This window comes from Streptomyces sp. TAA204 (genome assembly GCF_000424965.1).
In genome coordinates, this window is sequence record NZ_KE384282.1 from 131,548 (window position 1) to 151,821 (window position 20,274).

15 protein-coding genes and 1 tRNA gene are annotated in these 20,274 nt (G+C 71.7%); 8 read left to right on the forward strand and 8 right to left on the reverse strand.

All coding sequences use genetic code 11. The annotated features are described in order from the left end of the window. Positions 1 to 171: 171 nt before the first annotated feature. From H343_RS33120 to H343_RS33135, 5 genes are all read left to right on the forward strand, one after another. A complete protein-coding gene (locus H343_RS33120) occupies positions 172 to 2,109 on the forward strand; it encodes an alpha/beta fold hydrolase (RefSeq protein ID WP_051266157.1) in 1,938 nt (645 codons plus the stop codon). Then, the gene (locus tag H343_RS33125; RefSeq protein WP_486587069.1) at positions 2,106 to 2,813 is read left to right on the forward strand and encodes a hypothetical protein; all 708 of its coding nucleotides are present in this window, start codon (positions 2,106 to 2,108) and stop codon (positions 2,811 to 2,813) included. Before H343_RS33120 ends, H343_RS33125 begins: the two co-directional genes overlap by 4 nt. Positions 2,814 to 3,009: 196 nt before the next feature. After that, positions 3,010 to 3,768 carry a class I SAM-dependent methyltransferase gene (locus tag H343_RS0126950; RefSeq protein WP_028433654.1) on the forward strand — a complete coding sequence of 253 codons (759 nt, stop codon included), beginning with the start codon at positions 3,010 to 3,012 and terminating at the stop codon, positions 3,766 to 3,768. Between the two features lie 14 nt (positions 3,769 to 3,782). Beyond that, complete coding sequence (locus H343_RS33130; protein ID WP_486587070.1) at positions 3,783 to 5,777, forward strand: ABC transporter ATP-binding protein; 1,995 nt, start codon at positions 3,783 to 3,785, stop codon at positions 5,775 to 5,777. Beyond that, positions 5,774 to 7,327: a phytoene desaturase family protein gene (locus H343_RS33135; protein ID WP_037905356.1), complete on the forward strand. Its 1,554-nt coding sequence runs from the start codon at positions 5,774 to 5,776 to the stop codon at positions 7,325 to 7,327. Before H343_RS33130 ends, H343_RS33135 begins: the two co-directional genes overlap by 4 nt. A 19-nt stretch (positions 7,328 to 7,346) precedes the next feature. Here H343_RS33135 and H343_RS0126965 read toward each other — a convergent pair whose 3' ends face one another. Beyond that, complete coding sequence (locus tag H343_RS0126965) at positions 7,347 to 8,339, reverse strand: LuxR C-terminal-related transcriptional regulator (RefSeq protein ID WP_028433655.1); 993 nt, start codon at positions 8,337 to 8,339, stop codon at positions 7,347 to 7,349. Between the two features lie 294 nt (positions 8,340 to 8,633). On the opposite strand from H343_RS0126965, the gene H343_RS0126970 reads away from it, so the two are divergent. Continuing rightward, a tRNA-Gly gene (locus H343_RS0126970) sits at positions 8,634 to 8,709 on the forward strand. 301 nt (positions 8,710 to 9,010) lie between these two features. On the opposite strand, the gene H343_RS0126975 is transcribed toward H343_RS0126970, so the two are convergent. Both H343_RS0126975 and H343_RS0126980 read right to left on the reverse strand, forming a co-directional pair. Next, complete coding sequence (locus H343_RS0126975; RefSeq protein WP_028433656.1) at positions 9,011 to 9,952, reverse strand: phosphoribosylaminoimidazolesuccinocarboxamide synthase; 942 nt, start codon at positions 9,950 to 9,952, stop codon at positions 9,011 to 9,013. 147 nt (positions 9,953 to 10,099) lie between these two features. Further along, a complete protein-coding gene (locus H343_RS0126980) occupies positions 10,100 to 11,614 on the reverse strand; it encodes a N,N-dimethylformamidase beta subunit family domain-containing protein (RefSeq protein WP_028433657.1) in 1,515 nt (504 codons plus the stop codon). 201 nt (positions 11,615 to 11,815) lie between these two features. Here H343_RS0126980 and H343_RS0126985 point away from each other — a divergent pair, with 201 nt between their 5' ends. Further along, positions 11,816 to 12,577: a phytanoyl-CoA dioxygenase family protein gene (locus H343_RS0126985; protein WP_028433658.1), complete on the forward strand. Its 762-nt coding sequence runs from the start codon at positions 11,816 to 11,818 to the stop codon at positions 12,575 to 12,577. A gap of 91 nt (positions 12,578 to 12,668) precedes the next feature. On the opposite strand, the gene H343_RS0126990 is transcribed toward H343_RS0126985, so the two are convergent. Further along, a complete protein-coding gene (locus H343_RS0126990) occupies positions 12,669 to 14,369 on the reverse strand; it encodes a hypothetical protein (RefSeq protein WP_486587071.1) in 1,701 nt (566 codons plus the stop codon). 307 nt (positions 14,370 to 14,676) lie between these two features. Continuing rightward, on the reverse strand, positions 14,677 to 15,951 hold the full coding sequence (purD, locus tag H343_RS0126995) for a phosphoribosylamine--glycine ligase (RefSeq protein ID WP_028433660.1): 1,275 nt from the start codon (positions 15,949 to 15,951) through the stop codon (positions 14,677 to 14,679). A gap of 300 nt (positions 15,952 to 16,251) precedes the next feature. On the opposite strand from purD, the gene H343_RS0127000 reads away from it, so the two are divergent. Continuing rightward, complete coding sequence (locus tag H343_RS0127000) at positions 16,252 to 16,995, forward strand: SLATT domain-containing protein (RefSeq protein WP_028433661.1); 744 nt, start codon at positions 16,252 to 16,254, stop codon at positions 16,993 to 16,995. 25 nt (positions 16,996 to 17,020) lie between these two features. On the opposite strand, the gene H343_RS0127005 is transcribed toward H343_RS0127000, so the two are convergent. From H343_RS0127005 to H343_RS0127015, 3 genes are all read right to left on the reverse strand, one after another. Continuing rightward, on the reverse strand, positions 17,021 to 17,674 hold the full coding sequence (locus H343_RS0127005) for a hypothetical protein (protein ID WP_028433662.1): 654 nt from the start codon (positions 17,672 to 17,674) through the stop codon (positions 17,021 to 17,023). Positions 17,675 to 17,825: 151 nt separating this feature from the next. Next, positions 17,826 to 18,593 (reverse strand): GntR family transcriptional regulator, encoded by a 768-nt coding sequence (locus tag H343_RS0127010; RefSeq protein ID WP_037905364.1) that lies wholly within the window; start codon positions 18,591 to 18,593, stop codon positions 17,826 to 17,828. A gap of 20 nt (positions 18,594 to 18,613) precedes the next feature. Continuing rightward, positions 18,614 to 20,011, reverse strand: coding sequence for an aspartate aminotransferase family protein (locus H343_RS0127015; RefSeq protein ID WP_028433664.1), 1,398 nt, complete (start codon positions 20,009 to 20,011; stop codon positions 18,614 to 18,616). Positions 20,012 to 20,274 lie beyond the last annotated feature (263 nt).

Below are 20,274 nucleotides of genomic sequence, written 5' to 3' on the forward strand. Positions count from 1 at the left end.
CCTCATTCCCGGGCCGATCTTTCCGCGGTTGTTTCCGTATATATTTCAACTGTTTTTTGAACTCCAGTTCCACCCGATAATTCCCCATATTCTTCGCACCACGCCTCCTGCCTGATTCCCCCACATTCCAGGCGGCCCCCACCCAGGGACACCGGCACCGAGGAGACCGACGTGAAATCGCTTGCCAAAAAGCTGACCTCGACAGTTCTCGGGCCGGTCCCGATCTCTCGTGACCGTACGCTCGGCATATCCGAGCGGCTCACAGCTGTCACGTCACTCACGTCCAGTCTCGAATACATCACCCACCAGCGGCAGATCCGGCGCGGCGGGCTCAACGACTGGACCATCGCCCGCGGCATGCACGCCGGTTCGACCCGCCCCACCCGGCGCCTCCTCGACACCGTGGGCAACCCCAAGGTGACGAAGGCTCTGCACATCGGCCGCATCGCTGCGGGCGCCGCGCTGCTGGCACCGGGCAACTCCCGCTGGCGGGGCGCGGCCAACATGTTCCTCGGGCTGAGCAACGCCGCGCTCTACCCGCGCCACCGCTACGGCACCGACGGCTCCGACCAGGTCTCCTCGTTCGTGCAGACCGCGGCGGGCATGGCCCGGCTGTCCACCCAGCCCGCGGTGCAGGACGCGCTGCTGTGGTACGTGGCGCTGCAGGCCAACCTCTCCTACCTCGTCTCCGGCTGGGTGAAGCTGCTCGGCCAGCCCTGGCGGGACGGCTCGGCCCTCAACGGCATCATGCGTACCCGCACCTACGGGCACGAGGGCCTGTGGAACCTCACCAACCGCTACCCCATGCCCGCCCGTTACCTGGCGCACGGCGTGCTCGCGCTGGAGTGCCTCTTCCCGGTCGCCTACCTCAAGGGCGGCGCCCTGGCGCGTCCCATCATGGCCAGCGCCGCCGCGTTCCACGTGGCCAACGGCTACTTCATGGGCCTGGGCCGCTTCATCACCGCGTTCGAGGCGATGCACCCGATGGTCGCCTACACCAGCGCGCCCAAGAGCCACCCCTCGGTCACCGGCCGGGACGACCGGATGCTGACCGCCGCCGCGTCCATGGCGGCCGTCGGCATCACCGTCGCCGGGTTCCTCGCCGCGATGCGCCGGGCGCGGGCGACCGACCCGTGGCCGAACGGACGGGTGGTCACCACCCGCCACGGCAACGAACTGCACTACAACGAGCGCGTTCCCGAGAAGGACGACTCACCGGTCCTGGTCTTCGGCACCGGCATGATCTCCACGGCCGAGCACTTCGGCTGGATCACCGACAAGCTGGTCGAGGAGAGCGACGTCGGCATCGTCACCTACAGCCGCGCCGGCTACGGCCCCAGCAAGCGCCGCTGCGAAACGCCCTACACGCTGCAGGAGTCGGTGGACGACCTGGTCGACCTCGTCAACGGGGCGGTCGACGAGGGCCGCGAGGTGTACCTGGCCGGCCACTCGCTCGGCGGCGAGTTCGCACGCCGCGCGGCCCGCGAACTCGGTGACCGCGTGAGCGGCGTCATCTACCTCGACAGCTCGCACCCCGAGGAGCTGAACCGCTCCAAGCAGCAGCAGGAAGCGGCGGACCGCCTCAAGGACGGGCTGAACATGTTCACGCGCAGCCTGCGCGCCGGCCTGGGAGCCACACTGGTGCGCCCGCGCTGGGTGCACAGCCTCCCGGTCGAGGTCCGCAGCCGGGCCTTCGCGCAGTACGCCGACAGCCGTCTGTGGGAGGCGGGAATGCGCGAATGGGACGCGACGGAGCAGGACTTCTACGCCTTCAGCGGAGCCCTCCCGCCTGTCGGGGGACACGCACTGGTGCTCTCCGCGCAGCGCACCGTCGACCGCGACCCCGAACAGCTGCTGATGCACAACGAACTGGCCGCCGCCCACCGCGGCGAGGGACGCATCGTCCGCAACGCCGTCATCGAGGGCGCGGACCACGACAGCATGCTCACCGACGCCCGCCTCGGCACCGACGTGGGAGACCGCATCCTGGAGTTCCTCGGCGAGGTCGGGGCACACGAGGACGACGGGAAGAAGGACGAGAAGAAGGCCACCGGACGGCGCGGCGGTCCCGGCCGCTCCACGGGGAACCAGTCCAAGGAGGCACGATGACCAGCTCGCAGACTCCGGCCTCGTTGGCCGGAACCCTGGCCCGTACGGCCAAGGGCGGACAGTCCGCTCTCTCCCGCGCGTTCACGGGACCGGGCGGCGTCACCCGGGCCGCCGCCGCGGCCGTACTGCTCGGCACGCTCTCGGCGCAGCACCCCAACCCTCTGTTCAACAGGGCGCAGAAGATGGACATCTTCTCGGCGCTCTTCCCCAACTGGCGCTTCTTCGCGCCCACTCCGGCGCAGCACGACTACCACATCCTCTACCGCACGCTCAATGAGAACGGGGAGACCTCGTCCTGGCGGATGGTGGAGGTCATCGTGGGCCGTAAACTGCCGCAGATCTTCTGGTTCCCGGGACGCAGGCCCGAGAAGGCGATCTTCGACATCGTCACCGAGCTGATCACCCAGCTGGACAAGGGTTTCAGCGCGATGGTGAAGCTGCCTTCCTACCGCATGCTGTGTGCGTTCCTGCGTCACCGCATCCGGGACGACGGCCAGGCGGAGGGGGTGAAGGGCTTCCAGTTCACGCTCGTGAGGGCGACGGGCTTCGAGGAGAACGACCCCGAGGTCATCTTCGTCTCGCCCTACACCCCCATGGCACCGGGCGACCACGCCGAGAACGGCGGCGCGCACTCCTCCCGGCCCTCCTACGACAGCCACATACGGGACGACTCGCGCGAGGCCATGCCCGCGCAGCCTGCCTGAGCCGGCACCGAAGTGTCCGTCCTCGAACCGGTGAGGACGGGTGAACCACAACCGGATTCCCGAAAGGGGTCACATGTCCACCGCTTCTCTCGTCATCGCCGTCATCGGTATCGCCATCGCCGGTTACATCGCCCTGTCGATCTCCAAGAAGAAGAAGTAAGTCCGCCGCCAGACCGCGACCGAGAGGAGGCCCCCGATGAGCGCCGTGGACGACATCGGCTACGGGCGGGAGTTCAAAGGCTTCTACGACCGGATCTTCCCGGGCGGTGACTACACCGAGCCGACCGTGCGGAAGCTCGCTTCCCTCAACCCCCGGCCCGGTGAACGCGCCCTGGAACTCGGCGTCGGCACAGGCCGGCTGGCGGTGCCGCTGGCCCAGCGCGCCTTCCCCGTCACCGGCGTGGACTCCTCGCCGGAGATGCTGGAGGACCTGAGAGCCAAGGCCAAGGAGGCGGACGCGGACGTCGAGGCGGTGCACGGCGACATCCGCAGCTACTCCGACGACGCCCAGTACCCGCTGGTCTACTGCGTCTGCGCGACGCTGTCCATGATCCTGGACGCCGGTGACCAGCGGGCCACGATCCAGCACGCCGCCGACCGGCTCGCACCGGACGGCCTCCTCGTGGTGGAGACGTCGAACCCGGAGGGCCTGCGGGCCCTGCACGAGGGCCGGCAGCGCACCTCGTACTTCATCCCGTATCCGGAACCGAACACCGGGCTGCTGACGTATTCCACGGTCTTCGAGGACCGGAAGCTGTGGCACGCCTCGCACATCTGGTTCGACAACGGCACCTCCAACGTGGGCTCCGAACTCGCCCGTCTCACCACGCCGGAGGAGGTGGACGAGTACGCTGCGGCCGCCGGGCTGCAGCCCGTCGAGCGCTGGGCGGACTGGGCGGAGACGCCCTGGGTGGAGGACTCCCCCATGTTCATCAGCACATACACCCGCAAGTGAGGTGGTGACCGCCCGTGAGCACCCTGGAGGCGAAGGCGAGCTCCAGAACCCTCCACGTGGAGGGTTCGGAAGAGTGGGTCGGTCCGGCGCACGCCCGCAGGCGCGGCGGCGGAACCGGCCCGGCCGCCGTGTGGTACCTGGCACGGCGCCACCGGGGGCTCCTGGTGGCCGGCATCTTCGTCGGCCTGATCGGTGTTTCCGCCCAGCTCGCACAGCCGTACGCGATCGGTGAACTGATCAAGGAAGCGGGACAGAACAACCCGCTCACCTGGTCGATCCTCCTGCTCGTCGTGCTGTTCTGCGTGGACGGCGGCTTCTCCGCCCTCCAGGCGTACCTGATCGGGCGCGCCGGCGAGAACATCGTCTACGACGTACGGATGCTTCTCACGCGGCGGTTGCTGCGCGTGGACCTGGCCGCCTACAGCAAGCAGCAGCAGGGCGACGTCCTCACACGTACCGTCGCCGACACCTCGCTGGCGAAGATCGCGCTGTCGCAGAGCCTGGCGCAACTCGTCATCAACGGCTTCACCGTCGTGGGCGGTGTCATCGTCATGTTCCTCATCGACGTGTGGATGATGCTCATCACCCTGGCGTGCCTCGGCCTCGCCAGCGCCGTCTCCCTCGTGCTGGCGCGCAGCGTCCGCCGGGCCGCGATCGTCAACCGCGAGGACACCAGCGCCTACGGCTCGGACGTGCAGCGTGCGCTCTCGGCGCTGCCCACCGTCAAGGCGTCCCGCGCGGAGGAGCGCGAGACGCAGCGAATAGGTCGGCTCGCCTGGCGCGCGCGCACTTCCGGCGTACGGGTCAACGGGCTCAACGCCCTGTTCATGCCTGCCATGAACGTGGGGACGCAGGCGGCGCTCGCCGTCGTCGTCGGCGTCGGCATGACGCGGGTGACGCGCGGGACGATGTCGATGGCGGACCTCACGGCTTTCGTGATGTATCTCTTCTACATGGTCTCGCCGCTCGTGCTGTTCTTCCTGGCCATCGGCCAGTTCCAGCAGGGACGCGCCGCGATCCGCCGCGTGGACGAACTGACCGTCCTCCCGCAGGAGGGCGGCGTCATCGACCGTATGCGCAACAGGCTGCGGCCCCCGTCCTCGGCCTCGCCGTCGTCGCTGTCCGAGGACAGGGACGCGGTGGAGTTCCGCTCGGTGCACTTCAGCTACAAGAAGTCCGAGGCGGAGGAGAGTCCGGAGACGATCTCCGACATCTCCTTCACGGTGCCGCCACGGGGGATGACCGCCATCGTCGGTCCGTCGGGCGCCGGCAAGACCACACTCTTCCAGCTGATCGAACGCTTCCACGCGCTGGACGCCGGAACCATCAAGGTCGGCGGCAAGGACATCGAGTCGATGCCCCTGGACACCCTGCGCGAACTGGTGGGCTACGTACAGCAGGACACCGCCGCCATGCGGGGCACCGTCCGGGACAACGTCGTCTACGCCCAGCCCGACGCCAGCGAGATCGACATCCGTGAAGTGATCGAACTCGCGGGTCTCACTAAGGTCATCGACGGCCTCCCGCAGGGACTGGAGACCGAACTGGGCGACCAGGGAAGCGGCCTCTCCGGCGGTCAGCGCCAGCGCCTGTGCATCGCCCGCGCGCTGCTGCAGAAGCCGGCCGTGCTGCTCCTGGACGAGGCCACCTCCCATCTGGACTCCGACTCCGAACGGGAGTTCCGGGAGACGCTGAGCAAGGTCTCCGGCCGCTGCGCCGTCATCGCGATCGCGCACCGCATCTCCACGGTGGTGGACGCGGAGAAGATCGTCGTGCTCAACGAGGGCCGCGTGCAGTCCTCCGGCAAGCACGACGAGCTGATGCGCAGCGACCCGCTCTACCACCGGCTCGCGAACTCGCAGCTGCAGGCGGCCAACACCGCGGCGGGCCCCACTGCCCGGACACAGGCGCAGGACCAGGCGCAGGATCAGGCGCAGGATCAGGCGCAGGGCCAGACACAGGACCAGACACAGACACAGGAGACGGTGTCGGTGGGCGGCTCGCTGTGAAGAACGGCGGCAGCACCTCCACGGACGTGGCGATCGTCGGCACAGGACCCAACGGGCTCGCCGCAGCCGTCACCCTGGCCCGCGCCGGTCTGCGGGTCGAGCTCCACGAGGCCGCCGCCACCGTCGGCGGCGGCCTGCGCGGCGAGGCGTACTTCGACAGCGAGATCCGGCACGACGTGTGCTCCGCGGTGCACCCGATGGCCGCGGCCTCGCCGTTCTTCCGCGAGTTCGCACTCGCCGAACGAGGCGTAGACCTGCTCGACCCTCCCGTCAGCTACGCGCAACCGCTCGACGACGGACGCGCGGGCCTGGCCTACCCGGACCTGGAGACGACCTGCGAGGCGCTGGGCCGGGACGGCGCGCGCTGGCGGCGCCTGATGGCCCCGCTGCTGGAACACAGCGCCGGTCTGGTCGAGTTCTTCATGAGCGGCCAGCGCTCCCTCCCGAGCGACCTGACGGCCCCGCTGCTGCTGGCGGGCAGACTGCCCGCGCACGGCACGGCGCTCGGGCGGCCCGGTTCGCCCACCGCCCGGCTGCTGGGCGGCTTCCGCGACGAGGTCGCCCCCGCGCTGCTGACCGGTGTGGCGGCGCACGCCGTGGGCAAGCTGCCCAGCCTCGCCTCCGGCGCGGTCGCCATGCTGCTGGGCCACCTCGCGCACGGCACGGGCTGGCCACTGCCGCGCGGCGGGAGCGAACGGATCGCCGAGGTGCTGGTCGAGGACATCCGCGCGCACGGCGGCACCTTCCACACCTCGCGGCACGTCACCGACCTGCGGGAACTCGGCGACGTCAGGGCCGTGCTGCTCGACACCACGCCCACACAGCTGCTCGAACTGGCCGGGGACCGGCTGCCGAAGGGCTACGCCCGCGCTCTGAGGCGTTTCCACTACGGCCCCGGCGCGGCCAAGGCCGACTTCCTCGTCTCGGAACCCATCCCCTGGACCCACCCCGAGCTGGGCCGCGCGGGCACCGTCCACCTGGGCGGCACCCACGCCGCCGTCGCCCGCCAGGAAGGGCTGACCGTGCGGGGACGGGCGACGGACGAGCCCTTCGTCCTGCTCGTCGACCCGGCGGTCACCGACCCGGGACGGGCGCGGGGCGGCAAGCGGCCCGTATGGGCCTACGCCCACGTGCCCAACGGCGACACCCGCGACCCGGTCGCCCTGGTCCGCTCGCGGATCGAGCGGTACGCGCCCGGGTTCGGGGACACGGTTCTCGCCGCCCGGGGGATCAAGGCCGGCGAGTACGAGACGTACAACCCGAACTACGTCGGCGGGGACATCGGCGCCGGCGCGATGACCCTCTACCAGTCGCTGGCACGGCCGGTGCCCCGCATCGACCCTCACCGCACGCCGCTGCCCGGCGTGTTCCTGTGCTCCGCCTCCACGCCGCCGGGCCCGGGCGTACACGGGATGTCCGGCTACCTGGCCGCGCTGTCCGCGCTGCGGCACCGTTTCGGCGTACGCACGGCGCCGTCGCTGAGTCCTTCCGGACCGGCCGGGGTTGAAGGAGCCGGTCCGGCACCCTCCACGGGCTCCGCACGGCCGTGAGCGCGGGGAGGGGTCTGCCTCAGATCCAGCCGCGCTCCCGCGCCAGGAGAGCCGCCTGCGGGCGGTTCCCCGCGCCGAGCATCTGCATGAGATCCGCGATGTAGCGGCGGTACGTGCGTACGGAGACGCCGAGTTCACGAGCCCCGGACTCGTCCTTGCCTCCCGAGCACATCGCACGCAGGACCAGCCGCTCCAGTTCGGAGGGCCCGTCCTCGTCGGGTCTCTGCTCCCCCAACAGCGAGGCCATGTCGACCGACTCCGCCCAGATCGACTCGAACATGGCGAGGATGTTGGAGACCAGCACGCTCTCCTCGGCGAAGAGCGCCCCCCGCGAACTGTCCTCGGGATGCACAGGGACCACGGCGGTACGCCGGTCGTACATCTGAATCCTGGCCGCGGTGTGGCTGATGAGCCGCACCCGCGCGCCGTGGGACTCCAGCTCCCGCAGGTACGCGACGGTGGGCGCGTCGTCCAGCACCTTGCGGACCAGGACCGTGCGTACACAGAGACCTCTGCGCAGGCAGCGCAGCACGCGCGGGCGGGCCTCTTCTATCTCCTCCTCGCGCAGCGCCGCCACCGGCTCCACCAGTGACACCTCTTCGCGGGCGAAGAACGCCAGGTCGTCGACCCGGTCGCGGATCTTGGCCGGGTCGGTGACCTGGTCGATGCCGACCACGGCCGGGCCTCGCTGCTCGCCTCGCTCCGCGCGCAGCGAGGCCACCAACGGCTGGAGCTGGGTGACCCGCTGGAACTTCTCGTGCAGTTCGTGCAGACGCAGGTCCAGCAGCCGTGCGACCGCCACGTCGGGGTCCGCCGCGGCCAGCCCCTCCGTCTGCTTGCGCAGCAGGCCCAGTTCGCGCAACCGGTTCAGCTCGCTGCGGGCGGCCGTCGGGGGCAGGCCGAGCTGGTCGATGAGACCGTCCAGGCCGATCCCGGGCTCACGAAGGCACAAGCGGTAGATCTGCTCCTGCTCCTCGGTGAGTCCGAGATGAGACATCTCATTCGTACCCAAGCTGATCTCCCCCTGTCCGGTCGCCTGCCGGCCCGTGTCTCCGTGGTCTTTAAAGCTTGGGTACCCACGAGCCTGAACAGGAGTCCGAGCATAGAAAAAACGAAGGCGTCCAACACCCCCCGGGCTGACAACAATTCGGGGGAGGCCGTCACGTGGTCAGCATCTGCCCCTGTATGCACCGTCCTGGACGGAGGATTCGGCTCCGGAAAGTACGTCCGTGAGTTTGGTTTATAGTGGGTGGCGGTCGGCCCGGCCGAAGTTCCGTCCGGTGTCCGGTGATCGCCGTTGTTCTCTGCGGACGTAGCTCAGCTGGTAGAGCGCAACCTTGCCAAGGTTGAGGTCGCGAGTTCGAACCTCGTCGTCCGCTCCATGTACCGCAGACGCGGTGAACGTTGAAGGGGCCCGGCCGTGTCGGCCGGGCCCCTTCCGTTCGCCCTCGTCCGTGTCGTCCGGTGCCGGATGCCTGAGTGGGCTCCCTTTGCCGCCCGAAATCCGCTTTGACTCGTTTCCGGTATCGGCTGCCCGCCGTCCGTTCCCTTTGTCGTCCGTGCCGTTCGTGTTCGTTCTTGTCGGCCGTGTCGTTCCTGCCGCTCCGGGCCCTTTTTCGCATTGTCCGCGAACCACCCGGCCGAGCAGGCGAATTCAGCGGGCCAACCGTTCGGGCACCGGCCTCAGGACCATTCCAGACCGGTGAGCATCCGGTACGCCTCGGCGTACTTGGCGCGGGTCTGCTCCACGGTCTTCTCCGGCAGCCCGGGCGGCGGCGTCCCGCTGCCGCGGTCCCAGCCGGACTCCGGCCCGGCCAGCCAGTCACGCACGAACTGCTTGTCGAAGGACGGCTGCTGCCTGCCCGGCTCCCACAGGTCGGCGGGCCAGAACCGGGAGGAGTCCGGGGTCAGCACCTCGTCGCCGAGGACCAGCTCGGTACCGGAACGGGCGGGGATACCGATTCCGTCGTCCTCGCGGTCCTCGCCGTACCCGAACTCGAACTTGGTGTCCGCGAGGATGATGCCGCGGTCCGCGGCCACGTCACGGGCGCGCTGGTAGACGGCGAGGGTGAGCTGGCGGAGCTGGGTGGCCGTCTCCGTCCCGACCTCGCGGGCGACGTCCTCGTAGCTGACGTTCTCGTCGTGGTCGCCGACGGCGGCCTTCGTCGCGGGCGTGAAGATGGGCGCGGGCAACTCCGAACCGTCGGTGAGCCCTTCGGGCAGCGCCAGGCCGCAGACCGTACGGGACTCCTCGTACTCGGCCAGGCCCGAACCCGTCAGATACCCCCGTGCGACACACTCGACCGGGATCATGCGCAGCGAACGGCACACCATCGTGCGGCCTTCCCAGTCGGCCGGCGCGCCGGGAGGCGCCTCTGTGCCGATCACATGGTTCGGGACGAGGTCGGCGAGCTGCTCGAACCACCACAGCGAGAGCTGCGTGAGGATGCGGCCCTTGTCCGGGATCTCGGTGGGCAGCACCCAGTCGTAGGCCGAGACGCGGTCGCTGGCCACCATGACGAGATCGCCGGCCTCGTTCCGGTACAGATCGCGCACCTTGCCCGTGTGCAGGTGCAGCAGGCCGGGCACCTGCACGGGACGGGGCTTCTCCACGAATCCGGACACTGCTCCTCCGGGATCACATCAAGGCCGTGCGCAGCGACAGACCACGCCGACGGGTGAGGGTTGCGACTTCCGGTTCCGATTGTCCCGTACACGCCGTCGCACACCCGCCAGGCCCGGCGGTCACGGCCGCGTTGGACGGAGCGCACCTCAGCCGTTCCGCAGGGCGCGGTCGAGCAGGTTGGACGTCGCGCGCTGAACACGGGGATCGACGTGGCCGGGGCGGTCGAGCGCGGGCGACCACGCGAAGGTGCCCGAGGAGAAGACCAGCGAGCCGGACGGCGCACGGTAGAGGGATGTCTCCTGGTGGCGTCCGGTGCCGCGCACGTCGCGGTACGGGGAGTGGGCGAGCAGGACGCGCTCGGTGTGGTCCGGCAGGCTCGTACGGGGGAAGTAGCGGTCGGCCTCCCCCGCGACGAGGTCGGGCAACTGCTCGCCGTCGGCGGCGCCCGTCGACTCCCACAGCCAGTGTTCGCTGTTGCGTACGACCAACGGGGTCGGCCGGGGCACCCGGCCCTCGTACTGGATGCCCAGCAGGTGCTGTTCCGGTTCGCCCTGGGCGCGCCACTGGGCGCCGCGCCCGGGCCCGCGCTGCTTGCGGCAGGTCAGCAGACGGTCGCGGGAGCCGCCCGGCAGCGGGTCCAACTGCGCCTGCCAGAACATGGTGTTGGCCGAGAGGAAGACCAGCGCGGAGCCCCGGTCGCGGGCGCGTTCCACGGCCCGCCGCATGGGCACGGTCCAGTACTCGTCGTGCCCGGGGAAGATCACGCCGCTGCGCCGCGAGGGGTCGGCGCGGCCCGCGTGCAGGTCGCGGGCGTCGGCGTAGGCCAGGTCGTAGCCGAAGCGCTCGGCCCAGCGGATGAAGTCGTAGGCGTGGCCGATGTGCAGGGGAAGGCCGGCGCCCGCGTACGGGCGGTCGAAGGAGACCGTGACGGCGGCGTCCTCCCCGCCAAGCAGCCGGCCCTCCTTGTCCCAGGCGTGGTAGAAGCTGGCGCCGTCGCGGCCGTCCTCCGGGAAGAGGTTGTACGCCTGCCATGTGATGTCGGGCAGCACCAGCAGCAGCCCGGTGGAGTCGCGGTCGCCGACCGGGTCGCGGTCGCGAACGGTGAAGGGGACGTGCGAACGGTGCTGCCCGTCGGCCGTGGTGAGGACGGCGACGTACGCGCCGGTGGACCAGTGCTCGGGGATGTGCAGCCGCCAGGACAGCCACCAGTGGTGGCAGGAGACGGTGCGTTCGGCGGTGAGCGGCGCGGGCTGGCGGATGCCGGACAGGCGGGGGCTGGTGGTGATCTTCCTGGCGCCGTCGCCTCCGTAGTGCCCGATGCGGTAGACGTCGGCGTGGAAGGACTGCGGCGGGTCGACGGTGATCCGGAAGTCGAGTGCCTCGCCCGGCGCGGTCCCGCCGTCGCTCCCGGCGAAGCCCTTGATCTGACAGTGCACGTCGTCGGCGGCGTGGGGGCGGCCCGCGTGGGTGCTGCGGCGGACGCCGACGTCGGGAGCCGCGCCCTCCAGGCCGGTGTGGTCCACGTACCAGGGGATCATGCGGCCGTTGTCGAAGTACTGGTCGCCGAACCGCAGCCAGGGCAGCGGTCCCTGGCCGAACGGGTCGGTGACGGCGTGCGCGAGTGCTCCCGACTCCCAACGCCGGATGTCCTGCGTGGCCACGTGTGACTCCCACCCAACTGTTCCTCGCCCGCCCGACAGCGCGTCCGGCGGCGCGTCCGCCCATCACATTACGCGAGCGGGGCGTCACCGTTGGTCGTGGAAGCGGTCGTTGACGCTCCGCCGGCATTCCGAAAACACGTTGCGGTGCGTCGCCGCCGCTGCGGAGACTGCGCCGGTGAGCCGTGCCGAGTGGGGGTGCCGATGCTGACCGGCGAGGAGATCGAGGCGTTCGTCGAAGAGGGCTTCGTCCGGCTGCCCGGTGCCTTCTCCCGCGGGACGGCCGAGCGGTGCCGGGCGGAGCTGTGGGAGGCCACCGGCTGCGACCCCCACGACGCGGCCACGTGGACGGAGCCGGTCGTCCGCCTGGGCGGCTTCTCCACCCCGCCGTTCCGCGAGGCGGCCAACACGGCGGCGCTGCACGAGGCTTACGATCAGCTCGCCGGACGGGACCGCTGGCGGGCGCCACGGGGGCTGGGCACGTTCCCCGTCCGCTTCCCCAGCGGGAAGGAACCCGGTGACGACGGGTGGCATCTGGACGCCGGATTCGCCGGCGACGGCGGAGAGGGCCGGGTGAGCCTGCGCTCACGCGGCCGGGCGCTGCTGATGCTCTTCCTGCTCTCCGACACCGGCCCGGCCGACGCGCCCACCCGCGTCCGTTCCGGCTCCCACCTCGATGTGCCCGCGCTGCTGGCCGGTTCGGGGGAGGAGGGGCGCGAGTGGTTCGCGCTGTGCGGGGACGCCGTCCCCGCCGGTGAGGGGCGGACGGAGGTCGCCGCCACGGGCAATGCCGGTGATGTGTATCTGTGCCATCCGTTCCTCGTGCACGCCGCACAGGCCCACCGCGGTACGGTTCCCCGGTTCCTGGCTCAACCGCCCCTGGAACCCGCTGGTCTGCTCGACCTGACGGGAGCGTCGCCGACACCTGTCGAGCGGGCGGTCCTGAGGGGACTGGAGCGGCACTGAGCGGCATCGGGGCACCTGAGCGGCGCCTCCCGGTGCCCGGCCGGACGCCGGACCGCCGGGACGCCCCGGACCGGGCGGACGCCGAACGGGGTCAGACCAGGCGGACGGGTTTCTCGGGCCGTACGCCGACGGCGGCGAGCCAGTCGCGCAGCGGCTGGTCGTCCGCGTTCTCCACGAGTGCGAGCACCGGGCCCGTCAGGTCCGGCGCGCGCCTGCCCTCGACGAGGAGCACCGGACCGTCGAGCCAGTCCAGCCCCGGCGAGGCGCCGGCGGTGTCCACCGCCGCGCAGCAGACCACGGCGGTGATGTGCTCCGTCATCAGTTCCCGCCCGCCGCGCGGCGCCTGGAGCGGCAGCCCCATGGGCGCCCCCGCGCCCTCTCCCGTACCGGCTATGAGCGGTCCGACGAGGGCTCCCTCCCGCCCGGTCTCCGCCGCCTCGCGGGCCACGCGGGCGGCGATGCGGGCGGCCGGCGCTTCCGTACCGGCTCCGGCGTCGGCGGTGAGCCGCTCCATGACCCGGGCGAGCGTGGGGCCGGGGAGGGCGTCCGTACCGCGCGCGGGGGCTGTGCCGCTCCCCCGGGACGCCGCCACCTCGCGTCCCGGACCGCCGTCACCAGAGCCGTCACCACCGCCGTCACCTGAGCCGCCGGCACCCGTGGCGCCGTCACCCGTGCCGAGCCTGTCGAGTTCGTAGAGCTCGTGGAAGAGGCGGGCGGCGCTGGTACGCCATATGCGGTCCACGACTTCCTCCGGGTACGCCTGCCAGTCCACCGGCGCCCAGTCGGGGCCGGGTTCGGCCGGACCGCCGTGGAAGAGGCGCGCGGCGAGCAGGGAGATCGCCTCGTCCACGTTGCCGGGCTCGTTCAGCAGGTCGCAGGCGGGCCGCTCCCCGAGCCGGGAGGTGAATCCCTCCGCGAGCCTGTCGCGCCGGGAGAGCTCGGTCAGGGCGGAGACCACTCCCGCGTCCAGCCGTGCGGGCCACCGGCCGATGCGCCAGGCGGGCAGCGCGACCCGTGTCAGCAGCCGGTCCCAGCCCGCGTAGGCGAGACCGACCTGTTCCTGCGCGGCGACGCGCAGCGCGTAGTCCACACCCTGTGCGCGGAAGGCGGCGGCAGCGGCCACGCCGCGCTCCATCTCGGCGGCGTGCGGGGCACAGGCCCGCAGCATCAGACGGGCGCACCCGCCCGCGAAGCGCAGCGCCGGGAGGCGCAGCGGGCGTACGTGGGCGGCGGGCGCGGCCTCCGCGGCGTGGTCGGCGACGGCCACCGCGGCGTCCAGCCCCCGCACGAATCGGCGGGCGGCTGCTATGTCGGGATGCGCCGAAGGTCCCGTACCGGCGACGACGGGGGCCAGCAGGGCGCGCAGTTCGGCGACCCGCATCCACCACAGGAAGGGCGAACCGACGACGAGGACGGGGGCGGGGCGCTGACGTCCGCCGCGCGAGCCGTGGGTGCGGTCCTCCAGCCAGCTGTCGCAGTCGGGGGTGAGCGCCACGGCGGAGGGTGCGGGGACCTCCAGCCGTTCGGCGAGGTCCCGCACCAGGTGGTACAGGTCGGGGGCGGTGCGCTCGTCGATGTCGACCGTGGGCGTGAGGGCGGGCCTCGCCCGTACGATCACGGCGCCCACCCCGGCCGCCACCGCGAGCACCAGCAGGGCCACGGCGGTCACGGCCCAGCGCACCCCCCGCCAGTCCGCGCCGATGCGGCCCGTCATCTCTGCCGCGAGGAGGATCACCGCGGCCGCCGCGGGGAGCAGCGCGAGCGCGAGCGCCGTTCCGCGGATGCGGAGCACGGAGAGAGCATGTGAGCGCGCCGAGCGCGCGCCTGCTTGCCGGCCCACCACGAACTGCTCACCCCCAGACGATGTGTCCGAACTGCCGGACTTCGGCTTCCCCCACTGTGGCAGCACGTGGTGACGGCGCAACGTGCGCGGGGCCAGTCGGGGACGCTTCGCGCGGCTTGTCATGCGGCTTGCGCGGAACCCTAGTTGGGGCCCTCGCACTCGTCAGCCGCTCCGCCGCGCGGTCACTCGATGGAATGGCTTTGGGGAGAGCTCTTGCGTTGCCGGGGGGTGGGGGAGGTGTCCCGAATGCCCGTGATCAGCCCGTGTGCGGCTTGCGTGCGGCAGCCCTCTCGGCGATGTCCGTACGGTGGTGCGAGCCGTCCAGCCGGATGCGCCCGACCGCCTCGTACGCGCGCTCGCGCGCACCGGCGAGCCCCGCCCCGGTGGCCGTGACGGACAGAACCCGGCCGCCCGAGCTGACCACCCTGCCCTCCGCGTCCCGCTTGGTGCCCGCGTGCAGCACGTAGGCGGCGGGCGCGTCCAGCTCCGCGACCTCCTCCAGCCCTTCGACGACGTCCCCCGTGCGGGGAGTGGCCGGATAGTCGTGCGCGGCGATTACCACGGTGACCGCGGCCTCCTCGCTCCACCGCAGCGGCGGGAATCCGGCCAGCCGCCCGTCCGCCGCTGCGCGCAGCAGACCGGCGAGCGGGGAGCGCAGCCGCGCCAGCACGGCCTGGGTCTCAGGGTCGCCGAACCGTGCGTTGAACTCGATGACGCGGAGGCCCCGGGAGGTGATCGCGAGCCCCGCGTAGAGCAGCCCGGAGAAGGGTGTGCCCCGCCTGCGCATCTCGTCGACCGTCGGCCGGAGCACCGACTGCTCGATCTCCTCCACCAGCTTCGGGTCCGCCCACGGAAGCGGCGAGTAGGCGCCCATGCCGCCGGTGTTGGGGCCCTCATCGCCGTCGTGGGCGCGCTTGAAGTCCTGGGCGGGCTGCAGCGGGACGACCGTCTCACCGTCCGTGACGGCGAAGAGCGAGACCTCCGGGCCGTCCAGGAACTCCTCGATGACGACCCGTCCGCAGGCACGCGCGTGGGCACGGGCCTCCTCGATGTCGCCGGTCACCACGACGCCCTTGCCGGCCGCGAGACCGTCGTCCTTGACGACGTACGGAGGGCCGAAACCGGCCAGCGCCTCGTCCGCCTCCTCCGGGGTGACGCACACGTGGCTGCGCGCCGTGGGCACCCCCGCGGCGGCCATCACGTCCTTGGCGAACGCCTTCGACCCCTCCAGCCGCGCGGCCTGGGCCGACGGCCCGAACACCGCGATGCCGCAGGCCCGTACCGCGTCCGCGACGCCGGCGACGAGGGGCGCCTCCGGGCCGATGACGACGAGGTCGGCGCTCACCTGCGGGGTCCGCGCGAGGGCGGCGACGGCCGCGCCGTCCAGTGCGTCGACGGCGTGCAGTGTCGCCACCTCGGCGATCCCGGCGTTGCCGGGCGCGCAGTGCAGGGCGGTGACCTCGGGGTCGAGCGAGAGAGAGCGGCACAGGGCGTGTTCGCGGGCGCCGCCGCCGATGACCAGAATCCTCACGGGGGCAGCCTAGACGCCGTGCCCCGGGGGCCGGACCACACCCTCGGCGGACCCCCGGTCGTCACCGGCGGCGCGTGTGCGGTGCGGACCCGCGACGGATGTCGCCGCACTCTTTCGGGTGAGGCGTGAATGTTACCCATTCCCGAACAGTGCCCGCTCTCGGGGTGATTCGAGCAGAACACGGTGTTGCGTCCTGACTTATGGCGGTAGAAAGGTGCCTCGGGCGGTTCCGGCGCCCCGCCCGGCACGGCCGGGCGCCGCCGGTCCGGTCGCCGGGCGGGTGTCGTAGGGAGTGGCGGGGTGAGTCAGCCGGACATGCGGTCCGAGGGCGCCTCACGCGAGAATGGCGCGGAGCGGACGGACGAGCCGGGCAGGGCGTTCCCGCGAGGAGGCTGGGAGGAGCCCTCCGAGCGTCTGGACGCGCTGTACCTGTGGGTGGAGCGGCGCACCCTGCTCGCCGCCGACCGCTACCTCACCAGCCGCGTACGCAAGCGCCGCGCCGCCCGCGTGCTGCGCGCGGGCGCGGCCCTGGGCGCCACGGCGGGAGCGGTGATGCCGCTGCTGACCCTGACGAGGACACTGCCGGTCCGGCACGCCGCCTGGGTCTATCTCGCCCTGCTGCTGTGCGCCGCCGTGTGCGTCGGCGCCGACCGCTGCTTCGGCCTGACGACGGGCTGGATACGGGACGTCGCCACGGCACAGGCCCTCCACCGGCGCCTGGAGAGCCTGCAGTACGACTGGGCGTCCGAAGCGATGCGAGGGGCGCTCGGCCCGGTGGAGGGCAGCGCGAGCGAGGCCGCCGAGCGCGGCCTGACCATGCTGCGCAGCTTCGCGGAGGACGTCTCGGAGATCGTGCGGGACGAGACCGCCGACTGGATGCTGGACGTCGTCTCCGGCCCGTCACCGCTGCGGCTGCAGACGGCGGGACCGCGTCTCGCGCATCCGGTGGGGCGGGACCAGCCGCCCGACGGCCGCCGGTTCCTCGTCCCGCCGGGCTTCCGCCCCGCCATGCCCAGACAGCGGCCGCCGGAGGGAACCCGCTGAGCCCGCGAGGACGGCCCGGACAGCACTAGCTGAAGACGATCATCGACCCCTGCGCGAGGCTGCGTGTGGCGGCGGCGTGCAGCCCCAGCCAGACGTGCCGTTCCCGGGCGAACGGCCCCTCCCCGTATCCGGCCGGGGGCTCCGCCGGCTCCTCCAGCTCCGTGGGCCGCGACGGCGGTGCGGGCGTCGGCGGCGGGTTGCCCGGGTCGATGTCCAAGTGCGGGGCGAGGGCTTCCAGTTCACGCAGCAGCCCGTGGCTCGATCCCAGGGGGCCGCCGCCCTCCATCAGTGAATCGTCGGCCAGCGGCACGGCGAAGTCGACCGGGACGTATCCGCCCGCGTGGTCGTAGTGCCACACGAGGTGGGAGCGCTGCGCCGTCGTCTCGAACATCTCCAGCAACTGCTCGTAGTCACCGCCCAGTTCGTCCACCGGCGTGACCTCGAGGCCGCACACGTGCAGCAGGTGGACGCGCCGCAGGAAGTGCAGCGCCTCGTAGTCGAACCCCGCGACGGGCGCGACGTCACCGGAGAGGCCCGGCATGTAGCTGTGGACGGGGACCGGTGGCAGACCCGCCTCCGTCAGCACCTTGTCGTAGGCAGCGATCTCCTCGGCGAAGGGGTTGTCGGCGCTGTGACACAGCACATCGACGAGGGGGACCAGCCAGAGATCACATGCCAAGGGGGTGCTCCCATCCACAGCTCGGTGGTAGACGTGCGCCGCCGGACCGGCGCACCTCCGGTGGCCGGACCTCGGCCGGCCGCAACAGCGTAATGCGGCGCCGGGCCGCCTGTTCACCCAAGAATCGAGCCACTGGCCGGGAGGCCCCGGGTCACGGCGAGAGCCCCATCGCCGGGCTACCGGCCGGGTCTGCTCCGTCCTGCGCCCCGGCCGGCCGCAGGGTCTCCGACAGCGCCAGCGCGTGCCGGTGGTACGCGGCGATGATGTGCCGTGCCTCCACGGCGTCACGGCGCTCCACCGCGTCCGCCAGCTCCCGGTGCCCTGCCCACAGCCGCCGGGCCACATCGCGCTCCCCGCGCAGCCCCGGCACGCTGAAGACCCAGCACTGCACGCGGAGCCGGTCGAGGAAGCCGCAGATGTAGGGGTTGCCGATGATCTCGCCCAACTCCCGCCAGTAGCGCAGGTCGTAGCCGATGAGTACATCGAGGTCACCGGCGCGCGCGGCACGTACGGCGGCGTCGGCGCGGCGCCTTACGGAGGCCAGCACCGAGGGGTCGACGGCCGGCCCCACGATCCCCGCGGAGGACCGCCCCTGATCACCGTCGAGCGTGCACACCGAGCCCTGGCCCTCGATGTACCCGTGGAAGAGCCCGTCGAGGACGACCATCCTCGCCTGCACCATCGACCGGTAGTCCTCGACCGTGAACTGGTGGACGCGGAAGCCCCGGTGCTGCTCCATCTCCAGCAGGCCCTGCGCCGCGAGGTCGACCAGCGCCTCGCGTACGGGCGTGGCCGAGACGCCGTACTGCTCGGCGATCTCCTTGACCGTGAAGTGGCTCCCGGCCGGGAGCCGTCCGGCCAGGATCTCGTCCCGCAGGGCGGCGGCGATCTGCGCACGCAGGGTGCTGCGTTTGATCATGGGAGCGGACTCTGCCGGTCTCAGCCGCGTCCGGAGGCGGCAGCGCCCGTATGCGCGTCCGCGACGCTCAGCGCCTCGTCCAGGACGGCCAGCCCCTCCTTCGCCTCCGCCTCGCTGATGGTGCACGGGGGCACCACGTGCGTACGGTTCATGTTGACGAACGGCCACAGGCCGCCGCGCTTGCACGCCGCCGCGAAGTCGGCCATGGGCGCGTTGTCCGGGCCGCTCGCGTTGTACGGGACCAGCGGCCGGCGGGTCTCCCTGTCGGCCACGAGGTCCAGCGCCCAGAAGGTGCCCATGCCGCGCACCTCCCCCACGGACGGGTGGCGGTCGGCGATCTCCCGGAGGGCCGGGCCGATGACGTTCTCACCGATCCACGCGGCGTTCTCGACGATGCCCTCCTCCTCCATGACGTTCATCGTCGCCACGGCCGAGCCGCACGCGAGCGGATGTCCGGAGTAGGTGAGCCCGCCGGGGTACGGGCGCTGGTCGAAGGTGGCCGCGATCTCCTCCGAGATGGCGACGCCGCCCAGCGGCACGTAACCGGAGTTGACGCCCTTGGCGAAGGTGATCAGGTCCGGGGTCACACCGAAGTGGTCGGCGGCGAACCACGCGCCGGTGCGTCCGAAACCGGCCATGACCTCGTCCAGGATGAAGACGATGCCGTGCCGGTCGCAGATCTCGCGGACGCCCGCGAGGTAGCCGGGAGGCGGCACCAGGACGCCCGCGGTGCCCGCGACCGTCTCCAGGATGACCGCGGCCACCGTCCCCGGGCCCTCGTAGGCGATGGTCTCCTCGAGGTGGGCGAGGGCGCGCGCCGACTCCTGCTCCTCGGTCTCGGCGTAGAAGTGCGAGCGGTACAGGTGCGGGCCGAAGAAGTGCACGGCGCCCGCGGCGCCGGTGTCGTTCGCCCAGCGGCGCGGGTCGCCGGTGAGGTGGATCGCGGCGGCGGTGTGGCCGTGGTACGAGCGGTAGGTGCTGAGCACCTTCGGGCGGCCGGTGTGCAGTTTGGCCATGCGGACGGCGTTCTCGACCGCTTCCGCGCCGCCGTTGGTGAAGAAGATCTTGTCGAGGTCACCGGGGGTGCGTCGTGCGACGAGCCGTGCCGCCTCCGCCCGTACGTCGACGGCGAATCCGGGCGCGATGGTGCACATGCGGCCCGCCTGCTCCTGGATGGCGGCGACGACCTTGGGGTGCTGGTGCCCGATGTTGGTGTTGACGAGCTGGGAGGAGAAGTCGAGGAACCGGTTGCCGTCGTAGTCCCAGAAGTAGGAGCCCTCTCCCCCGGCGATCGGCAGGGGGTCGATCAGCCCCTGCGCGGACCACGAGTGGAAGACGTGGGCGCGGTCGGCGGCCCGGACGGCCTGGCCGGCAGCCGGATCGGGAACGACGGTGGCGTGGGAGGGCGTACTGGTCACTGTGCGGGCTCCTCAACTTCGGGCCCCTGGGGGAGGGCGCCGGGTGGGACGGCCCACAGCCTAGGGACCAGCCGCCGCCCCGTCTTCCGTCGCGACCGAAGTGTGGGGTTTTCCACCGTCACCGGCGGCCCGGCCTGTGGCTTCGGGCCCGGGCGGGGACTTCAGCCGGGACTCCGGCCGGGACTTCCGCCGGAACTTCAGCCGGGACTTCCGCCGGGACTCCGTCCGCGGCATCTCCGCAGCAGGTCCGTACATGCCCGATC

Bases quoted from the DNA above. Each gene is read 5' to 3' on its own strand.
- H343_RS0127010 (WP_037905364.1), bottom strand. From the start codon at position 18,593: ATGATCAAACGCAGCACCCTGCGTGCGCAGATCGCCGCCGCCCTGCGG.
- H343_RS33125 (WP_486587069.1), top strand. From the start codon at position 2,106: ATGACCAGCTCGCAGACTCCGGCCTCGTTGGCCGGAACCCTGGCCCGT.
- H343_RS0126985 (WP_028433658.1), top strand. From the start codon at position 11,816: ATGCTGACCGGCGAGGAGATCGAGGCGTTCGTCGAAGAGGGCTTCGTC.
- H343_RS0126950 (WP_028433654.1), top strand. From the start codon at position 3,010: ATGAGCGCCGTGGACGACATCGGCTACGGGCGGGAGTTCAAAGGCTTC.